The organism is Arthrobacter sp. NPDC057388 (genome assembly GCF_042668165.1).
In the GTDB taxonomy this organism is placed as follows: Bacteria; Actinomycetota; Actinomycetes; order Actinomycetales; family Micrococcaceae; genus Arthrobacter.
Window position 1 is genome coordinate 26,268 of record NZ_JBHVBL010000044.1, and the last position, 8,300, is coordinate 34,567.

Here is an 8,300-nt window from a genome sequence, read left to right on the forward strand (position 1 = left end):
TTGTGAGCCGCATCATCCCCTGCTATCGTCTTCCCACTTAGCAAACTTATCTTCCCATTGAGTGGGATATTGCTAATGAAGGCAGCCGCACGAGGCGAAGCTTCCGGTGCCGGCGATCAACCCGCGCGAGAGCGCCCGTAATTAGCAAGGCAGGAAATCCATGGCTCACTATGACGTCGCTGTCATCCCCGGAGACGGAATCGGACCTGAGGTAGTTGACGCGGCTCTGTCCGTTCTGAAGGAATGTGAAAGCCGGTACGGGCTGACGCTCAACTACACGTTCTACGACTTCAGCGCAGACCTGTACCGCCGTACCGGACGGAAGATCACCGCTGCCGACATGGACGAGATCGGCAAACAAAACGCTGTGCTGTTTGGAGCGATGGGCCTCCCGGACGTTCGTGGGCCCGAAGGACTCGAACTGGGCGCCCAGGTAGAAATGCGGGCCCACTACGGACTCTTCTCAAGCCTTCGGCCGGTCCGGCTTTTCCCCGGCGTTGAGAGCCCCGTCAAGGCGAAGAACGTCGACATGCTCGTCATCCGTGAAACGTCCGAGGGGATGTTCGCCGGTTTGGCCGACCACCATGAGCCCAGTGACGAGAGTGCCAGCGACCGTATGACAATCACCCGGGCCACGTGCGAGAAACTCTTCGACGTTGCGTTTTCGCAGGCGCGGGCGCGCCGCAAACGGGGCACAGCGGGCCACGTGACACTGCTGCATAAATCCAATGCCCTGCGCAGCAACGTACTCATGGAGAAGGTATTCGACGAAGTCGCCGCAAAAAACCCCGATATCGGAAGCGCAAAGTACTACATCGACGCAGGATCGATGTACATGGTGACCGATCCGGAACGTTACGACGTGGTCGTCTCGGAGAACATTTTCGGCGACATCGTTTCGGAGATCGCGGCCGGCCTCGTCGGCGGCCTTGGCGTGGCGCCTTCTGCCGACGTCAGTCTTACACACGGTGTATTCCAGCCCTCCCACGGCAGCGCGCCCGATATTGCAGGAAAGGGAATCGCTAACCCGACGGCGATGATCCTGTCCGCTGCCATGATGCTGGAATGGCTGGGCGAACGCCACGGCGACGGCCTCTGCACCGAGGCGGCACAGAAAATTCAAAGCGCTGTCGAGGCAGCGCTGGCAACGGGACCTTTGGCACGCGACCTGGGAGGAACAGCCGGAACCCAGGACGTGCTGGACACAGTCCTAAAAGCCCTCTCGGCATAACTGCCAGGCACACGTTGACTCGAGAAAGATGTGCACAGATGACATACAAAGTTTTGTTCGTAAATCCGCTGAAGGATTACATCGACCGTCTCCTGGATTCGGCGCCGGAGGGCTTCGAAGTGAAAGTGATGTCGCTGCAGGAGGATGTGTCCGAGATTTGCCGTGAAGCCGCGGACGCCGATTTCCTTATCACCGGCGTCGACGTTCCCGAAGAGGTGTTCCGCGCCGCGAAAAACGCCAAGTTCATCCAGTACATGAGCTCCGGCTACGGGCAGCTCCCGCTCAACGTCCTGGACGAACTGGGTGTGCCGGTGGCTCAGATGAAGACCCATTCCATCTCCGTCGCCGAGCATGCTCTCACGCTGATACTCACGGTGCTGCGGCGGATTCCAGCCTCTACCCAGTTGCTGCGCGAGGGAAAATGGCGCGAAGACCTGGACGAGACGTCCTACTCCGAGTTGTACAACAAGACAGTCGGCATTGTCGGACTGGGGAATATCGGGCGCTGGGTCGGCAAGATCGTCCACCACGGCTTTGGCGCCAATGTGGTCTTCTACGACAACGCGGAGATACCACTGACCGTTTCGGAAATGATCCCCGCCCGCCGCGTCCCGTTGGAGGAGCTGATGGCGGTTTCCGACGTCGTCTGCCTGAGTCTTCCGCTCAATGCCCAATCAAACAAGTTAATCGGGCGTGAGGAACTTGCCCTGATGAAGCGGAACGGCGTTCTGGTCAATGTCGGCCGCGGCGAAGTCGTGGACCAGGACGCACTCACCGAGAGTTTGCGCGAGGGGCGCATAGCAGGGGCGGGGCTTGATGTTTATGAGAAGGAGCCGCTGGACACCGCCAGCGAGCTGCTGACTATGGAGCAGGTAGTGTGCACGCCCCACATGGCAGGTGTCGGCTGGGAGAACGTCCAGCGCAGGATCGCGACTGTCTGGCAGAACTTCGACGCGGTGTTGCGCGGCGATATTCCCAGTGGCGTTGTCACAGCATCGAAGCGTGCGATGACCGTCACCGCGGTTTAGGTTCCGACTCTCTTTGGGGAAAGGTCCTCAGCACGCGCCGCTGGCGGCGCGTGCTGAGGACCTCTAATGACCTTGCAGCCGTGATCAGAACGCTGCTACGAGGCTGGCAAATTGGGCGGCCAGGGAGAGCTGCTCGCTGTTGCGCGGGTTGAAAAGTGCGGGCTCGCGGCTGTCCTTGACCTCGGCATCGCTCAGCCGCTGCCCGGCCGGCGTCTCGTACGGTTCCGTATCCAGGTACACCAGGCGGCGGAGACCGGTCATGTTGAATTCTTCGATGCATGACGAGCAGATGGGCAGCTCGCGGATGTGGGCGTGGCCCGGATTCACCCAGCAGACGTCGCAGTAGATCGTTTCCTCAGGCATTTCGGTTCCTCACTGTCGGTATTCACCATGTGCACGGCGGCAGGAGCCCAAATGACCGCCGGCCCGGGGTGAGGGCGGCGGTTCCACAGACATGCATTGCCCGTCTCGGGGAGATTCGGGGTTGGGATCGGCGAGCAGACGGCGGGCCCCTGATGCGTCACGGCTTGCGGTGGCCAGGACCAAACCAAGTGCTGATCTGCAGGTTGGGCCATGCGTGCCGGGCGGCACGTGCGCCGCGGACTTTCAGTATGGCCATTCGCCGGGTTGAACTCCTGCCCTCAATTCTGCCAGCCCGCTTCCCGGGAGCAGGCACCGGGGGCCTGTGAGATTGGCCATTAGGCGGGTGAGGCTATACGCCGGCCTTGGTCAGGAGTGCATCCACGAGCATGAAGAACATGCTCCGGTGATCCGCAGCCTTCGGGTCCGTCAGGTATTGGATGGCCGCGCCGTCGTAGATCATCAGAAAGGACCGTGCAAGCTCAGGAAATCCAATAAGGCATTCTTCGCCGCAGCTTTCGGCCGCGGAAGAGAAGATGTTTCCCAGCTCCACTTCGTAGGCCGGATAGATCTTCGCGGCGAGCGGGCTGGCGGGCGCATTGCGCGTGGCCCACAGAATGAGTTCTATCTCAGCCAGGAGGCTGGCCGGCTCTTCTTCCAGCGCACGCCAGTAACCTTCGGCTACTTGTTCCACAGCCTTGCGGAGGCCCAATTCCACCGGGATTTCGCCGGAGAAACTGCTGAGGTTCTTCAACCAGGCCTCGGCGGCCGCGTCCATGATTTCGTCTTTGCCGCTGAAGCAGTAATGGGCGGTAGCCAAGGGTGCATTGGCTTCCTTGGCGATGGCCCGTACGGTCACCGACTGAACGCCTTCGCGGCGCATCAGTTCAACCGTCGCGGCGATCAGCTGTTCTTTCCGTTCCTCTGCGGGTACCCGCATAGCTCACTCTCTAATCTCCCGGTGTCGGCCCGCACGGGACCCTGCCCTTAAGACTATTGCTTGGACAAACATTGCACCATTCGTCCTGAACTATTGACTCGAACGGATGTCCTAGTGGGTGTTGCCGACAGCCCATGAAATGCGGACGCCCCGCGGTCCATTAATGGACTGCGGGGCGTGCCACATCGCGACCGGTGAAACTACCTTGCGGCCAGGGTCTCGCTGACAGCGTCAGGAGTGTCGGTGTCGATGTCCTGGGAGGTGCCGTGCAGGTACCGTGCCAGGGAGTCGTCCATGGCGTTGAGCCAGCGGGTGTGGTGTTTGACTGCCATGGTGCCGGTGATGACGGAGCGGTGGATCATGTCGCGGTAGCCGAGGATGTCGTCGTGCTTGTGGCGCATCCAGTCTTTGAAGAGCTGGGAAACAGCGTCCAGGTCGAAGGGCGGGTAGTCGGTGGCGTTGATGAGTTCGCGCAGGTAGTCGGTCTGGAAGTCGGCCTCAGCGTCGTGATCGGGAAGTGCGGCCTGGCGTTCGAGCCAGAGCTGGATGTCCGCCTCACGCTCAGCAAGGGAGGGCAGGTCGATGACTCCGGTCATGACGTCGCGGGCGAACCATGCCTGGGCGTCGAACATATTGAACGTGTAGTACTGGTCCTGCGCGCCGAGGTAGAACAGGTTGGTGTTCTGCTGCCACACCACGCCCTTGTAGAGGTTGCCCGGGTAGAGCACGTTGGGTGACTTCAGGGACAGCTCGCTGGGCAGGAACGGGTACTTGTGCTGGTATCCGGTGCAAAGTACGACGGCGTCAAAGTCGTCGTGGGTGCCGTCGCTGAAGTAGGCGGTGCTGCCTTGGAAGTGGGTGACGAGCGGGCGTTCCACAGTGGTCTCGGGCCAGTGGTAGCCCATCGGGTTGCTGCGGTAGCTCATGGTGATGGCTGCGGCGCCCATTTTGTGGGCCTGCATGCCGATGTCCTCGGCGGAGTAGCTGCTGCCGATCATGAGCAGCCTCTTGCCGTAGAACCTCTCGGCGCCGCGGAAGTCGTGGGCGTGCATGACCTCGCCGGGGAAGGTTTTGATGCCTTTGAATTCGGGGACGGCGGGGACGTGGAAGTGGCCGGTGGATACTACGAGCTTGTCGAACACGTGGGTTTCGGTGAGGCCGGTTTTGAGGTCCTCGACCGTCACCGTGAATTCCTGGGTGGCCTCGTTGTAGCTGGTGTGGCGGGCGACGGTGTTGAACCTGACGTATTTGCGGACGTCGGACTTTTCCACGCGGCCCTTGATGTAGTCGAAGAGGACCTCGCGGGGCGGGAAGGAGGAAATGGGGCGGCCGAAGTGCTCGTCGAAGGAGTAGTCGGCGAATTCGAGGCATTCCTTGGGGCCGTTGGACCACAGGTGGCGGTACATGCTGGAGTGCACCGGCTCGCCGTGGCCGTCCAGGCCGATCCGCCAGCTGTTGTTCCACTGGCCGCCCCAGTCGTCCTGCTTTTCGAAGCACTTGATTTCCGGGATGGCGATGCCCTTTTGACGTGCTGATTCAAAGGCCCGCAGTTGTGCCAGGCCGCTGGGGCCGGCACCAATGATTCCTACTCGTAGTGTCATGTTGCTCTCCTCTTCAAATGGTTTTCTGGGGTCGCCGGGACGCGACGCCGGGGGTTGCCTTGCGCCGAGAACAATTGCCGCTTGCCGTCCGGCGGTAGACATTGATGCTTCTGGGACCCCGCAATGCCGGGGGGAATCCCACCTTTACGGGGCGAAGGAGCGTTCGCCGGTGAAGAAGCCCAGGCCGTACTCGGGGGTCTCGAACTTGACGGTCGTGCCCTTCGGGAAGAACAGCACGTCACGCTCCTTGGCGTGCGTAACTTCGCCTGTCGTCTCGTCGGTGAGGATGAACTCGCCCTTGATGACGACCTTCATCTCGTCGTAGGTGTACGTGTACACGAGCGGCTCGGAAGCCTTCAGCTCGAAGAAGCCGGCGCTCATGACCGACCCTTCGGGGTTGTGGAGCGCGTCGCCGATTGCGGCAACCGTGCCAGGCTCGTTCATCGACGGCAGGCCGACATAACCGCCGACAACCTTGTGGATGGATCCGGCCTTGGTGAGTGTTCCTACGAGGGTTTCCATTGGTTTCTCCTGTGAATAGTGCCGTGAATTTCTTGGTCAGAACTGCGTCTTCGACAGATCTGTCATTGCGGGGGGAGTGCGTGGGAGGCGGCCCGGAAAAGCAGCTGAGCAGCCCGATCGGGGCGGCCGTGTGAGCGGTTGCAAACCGGAGATTTTCGGATTTGCAGGACTAGCCAGGCTCGGCTGGTGTGATGCCAGTCACGTTTGCCCGTGCCAAGAACTTTGACATGAACAGCTGTATGAGTCAAGCGTCCAACTTCAACTTTTCTTGCCGGCGCCGGCTTCGCAGGCCGCAATCCGTTCCATCGTCCAGAACCATTGACTGGGACGATCGTCCATGACAATGTGTTGGACAGCTTCGTGACTCAGATCACACACGCGCTCTGCTGGGGCTCACTGAAGCATCCCCGCAGATTCAGAAATCTCCTTCGAGAAACGGGTATAGAACCATGACGACAACCACCTCTCGGATCCCGGCAAGGGTGACGGGTGAAGCAATTGATTCCTGGCCGGTAAAGCCCATGAAGGTCATGAAGGATGAATGGCCCCGCTTGCGCTGCAGATTCATCAACGCCGAGCCTGAAGGCCCATGGAACGAGTTCATACTCTCGGAGTGGGAGCTTGAGGCGTGCGGCTGGGAAGACTTCCATCCGCACACCGAGACGAACTTCGTGCTCGAAGGCGAGCTTCACATCGAAAGCGAAGGCAGGACCGTCATCCTGAAACCGGGCGACGTGGCACGGGTGAATCCGGGACAGCTGGGCCGCTACTGGGCGCCGGTCTATGCACGGATGGTCACCACTTACGGCCCAAACCCGGAAGGTGCAGAGTCGCACTCGTTCCGGTATTTCGAAATCTGAGCCAGCTAAGCTGCACCCCTTGCCGACAGGCGACGCAGCTCCTTTGGCTGCCACTGAATCTTTCAAGAATTGCGTGACTCAACTAAGGACCGGGCGGCTTCCAGCCGTCCAAGGAGACTGTTATGAGTAAAAATCTTTCGGATGGTGTTGGTGGCCTGGAGAGGTCGATCGACTGGAAGCAGGGCCTGGCCATCGCGCTGGGCGTTCCCTTGCTGATCCTCCCATCTCTGGGCTACCTTCCCATGTACCTGTCGGCTGCAGCCATCCTCATCTGGGGGCTGTCGGTCATTCAGGGCTTTTTTCAGAACGCCGCCTACGCTGAAATGGCCACCACCTTTCCCAAGGCCTCCGGTCTGCCGGGTTTTGCGCAAGCGGTGTTCCGCACGGAGAACTACAAGGGAAAATACGACAAGAGCAAGTTGCTTGGCGGCTTCAGTGCCTGGAGCTACTGGTTTGCCTGGAATCCCGTGCTGGCGATCTTCGCCATCCTGGTCGGCGGCTACCTGCACGGGCTGTTCCCGGCGCTGGCGCAGAACTTCAGCGAGTACCAGCTCTCACTCATATCAGGCCTGGTCATCTTCGCCGGGCTCTTCATCATCAACTGGTTCGGGCTCAAGGAAGGTGCCATCCTCGGCTACGTCCTGGCCACTTTTTCCCTGGTCCCGCTGATCGTCCTCACCGCGGCGCCCTTCGCCACCGGGCACGTGGACCTCACCAACATCACCGGCAACTGGATGCCGGCCGACTGGTCCTGGGACATGCACCACATCCTGATCCTCCTCGGCATTTTTGCCATCGCGCAATGGAGCGCCTGCGGCTGGGAAACCGCAGCCATTTACGGACCTGAATACAAGAACCCCGCCAAGGACGTTCCCAAGGCGCTTTTCGCCTGCGGCATCATCTGCTTTTTCTCCTACGTCCTGGTGCAGGCTGCGGTAATCGGTGTGCTCGGTGTTGACGGCGTGGTCGCCGAAGCGGTGTCACCGCTGATCCCGGTCGCCCAGGCCACCTTCGGGCAGGTGGGCTCTGTGGTCACCATCATCATGCTGATCGCCGCGATGATCCTGATCATCCAAACGGCCTACCTTGGTTCTTCCCGCGCCCTGCACTCCATGTCAACGGAAGGCAACCTGCCAAGGTCACTCGGCAAGACCAACCGCCACGGAACCCCGTTTGTTGCCTTGCTTGTCACCGCAGCGTTCAACATGGTGCTGATTTCGATGGGATCCATGCCGGCCATCCTGGCCGCCGCCGCGATCGGCTACACCTGTGCCAACGGCATCAGCCTGTTCGCCTATGTCAGGGCCAGGAAGCACCCGGCCTTCGCTTCCCTCGAGCGCCCGTTCAAGGCGCCCCGGGGCTGGAAGCACGTTGCCATGCTCTTCGGCCTGTTCAATCTGCCTCTCTGCCTGGTCGGCGTGGTCTACCTGAACAGCCTGGAAATCGGCTGGACCTCCACCTGGCTCGGCTTCATTGTGCTGGCGCTCTACATCCCTATCTGGCTGTATTCCCAGCGCGAGCAGAGGCGCAGAAACACCGGAACAGTCACCGCCGGCCTTTTGGGCAGCAACCCGGCGGGCAGTGCGGCGGACCTGGAAAAGGCTTCCACCCCTTAGCCGCGGCATCGGGCCCCATCCGGGAGGAGTTTTTGTCCACGTATCGCAACTTCGGGGCGGTTTAGAGCCCATTACCTGTACAAAAACTTCAAAGAACTAAGGAAAGCACGACGCCGGCCGGTCACCTTGTGAGGTGACCGGC

8 protein-coding genes are annotated in these 8,300 nt (G+C 60.7%); 4 read left to right on the forward strand and 4 right to left on the reverse strand.

Going from position 1 to position 8,300, the window contains the following annotated elements; translation table 11 throughout:
- Positions 1–160: 160 nt before the first annotated feature.
- Together ACFUTU_RS17555 and ACFUTU_RS17560 are read left to right on the forward strand one after the other, a co-directional pair.
- A complete protein-coding gene (locus ACFUTU_RS17555) occupies positions 161–1,231 on the forward strand; it encodes an isocitrate/isopropylmalate dehydrogenase family protein (RefSeq protein WP_377966549.1) in 1,071 nt (356 codons plus the stop codon).
- Between the two features lie 38 nt (positions 1,232–1,269).
- A complete protein-coding gene (locus ACFUTU_RS17560; RefSeq protein WP_377966551.1) occupies positions 1,270–2,259 on the forward strand; it encodes a 2-hydroxyacid dehydrogenase in 990 nt (329 codons plus the stop codon).
- An 84-nt stretch (positions 2,260–2,343) separates the two neighbouring features.
- On the opposite strand, the gene ACFUTU_RS17565 is transcribed toward ACFUTU_RS17560, so the two are convergent.
- From ACFUTU_RS17565 to ACFUTU_RS17580, 4 genes are all read right to left on the reverse strand, one after another.
- On the reverse strand, positions 2,344–2,622 hold the full coding sequence (locus ACFUTU_RS17565; RefSeq protein WP_377966553.1) for a hypothetical protein: 279 nt from the start codon (positions 2,620–2,622) through the stop codon (positions 2,344–2,346).
- Between the two features lie 349 nt (positions 2,623–2,971).
- Positions 2,972–3,559 (reverse strand): TetR/AcrR family transcriptional regulator, encoded by a 588-nt coding sequence (locus ACFUTU_RS17570; protein ID WP_377966555.1) that lies wholly within the window; start codon positions 3,557–3,559, stop codon positions 2,972–2,974.
- 200 nt (positions 3,560–3,759) lie between these two features.
- The gene (locus ACFUTU_RS17575) at positions 3,760–5,160 is read right to left on the reverse strand and encodes an NAD(P)-binding domain-containing protein (RefSeq protein WP_377966557.1); all 1,401 of its coding nucleotides are present in this window, start codon (positions 5,158–5,160) and stop codon (positions 3,760–3,762) included.
- A gap of 144 nt (positions 5,161–5,304) precedes the next feature.
- Entirely contained in the window at positions 5,305–5,682 is a 378-nt protein-coding gene (locus ACFUTU_RS17580) for a cupin domain-containing protein (protein WP_377966559.1), read from the reverse strand.
- 449 nt (positions 5,683–6,131) lie between these two features.
- On the opposite strand from ACFUTU_RS17580, the gene ACFUTU_RS17585 reads away from it, so the two are divergent.
- Together ACFUTU_RS17585 and ACFUTU_RS17590 are read left to right on the forward strand one after the other, a co-directional pair.
- Positions 6,132–6,542 (forward strand): cupin domain-containing protein, encoded by a 411-nt coding sequence (locus ACFUTU_RS17585; protein ID WP_377966561.1) that lies wholly within the window; start codon positions 6,132–6,134, stop codon positions 6,540–6,542.
- Positions 6,543–6,664: 122 nt separating this feature from the next.
- The gene (locus ACFUTU_RS17590; RefSeq protein ID WP_377966563.1) at positions 6,665–8,158 is read left to right on the forward strand and encodes an APC family permease; all 1,494 of its coding nucleotides are present in this window, start codon (positions 6,665–6,667) and stop codon (positions 8,156–8,158) included.
- Positions 8,159–8,300 lie beyond the last annotated feature (142 nt).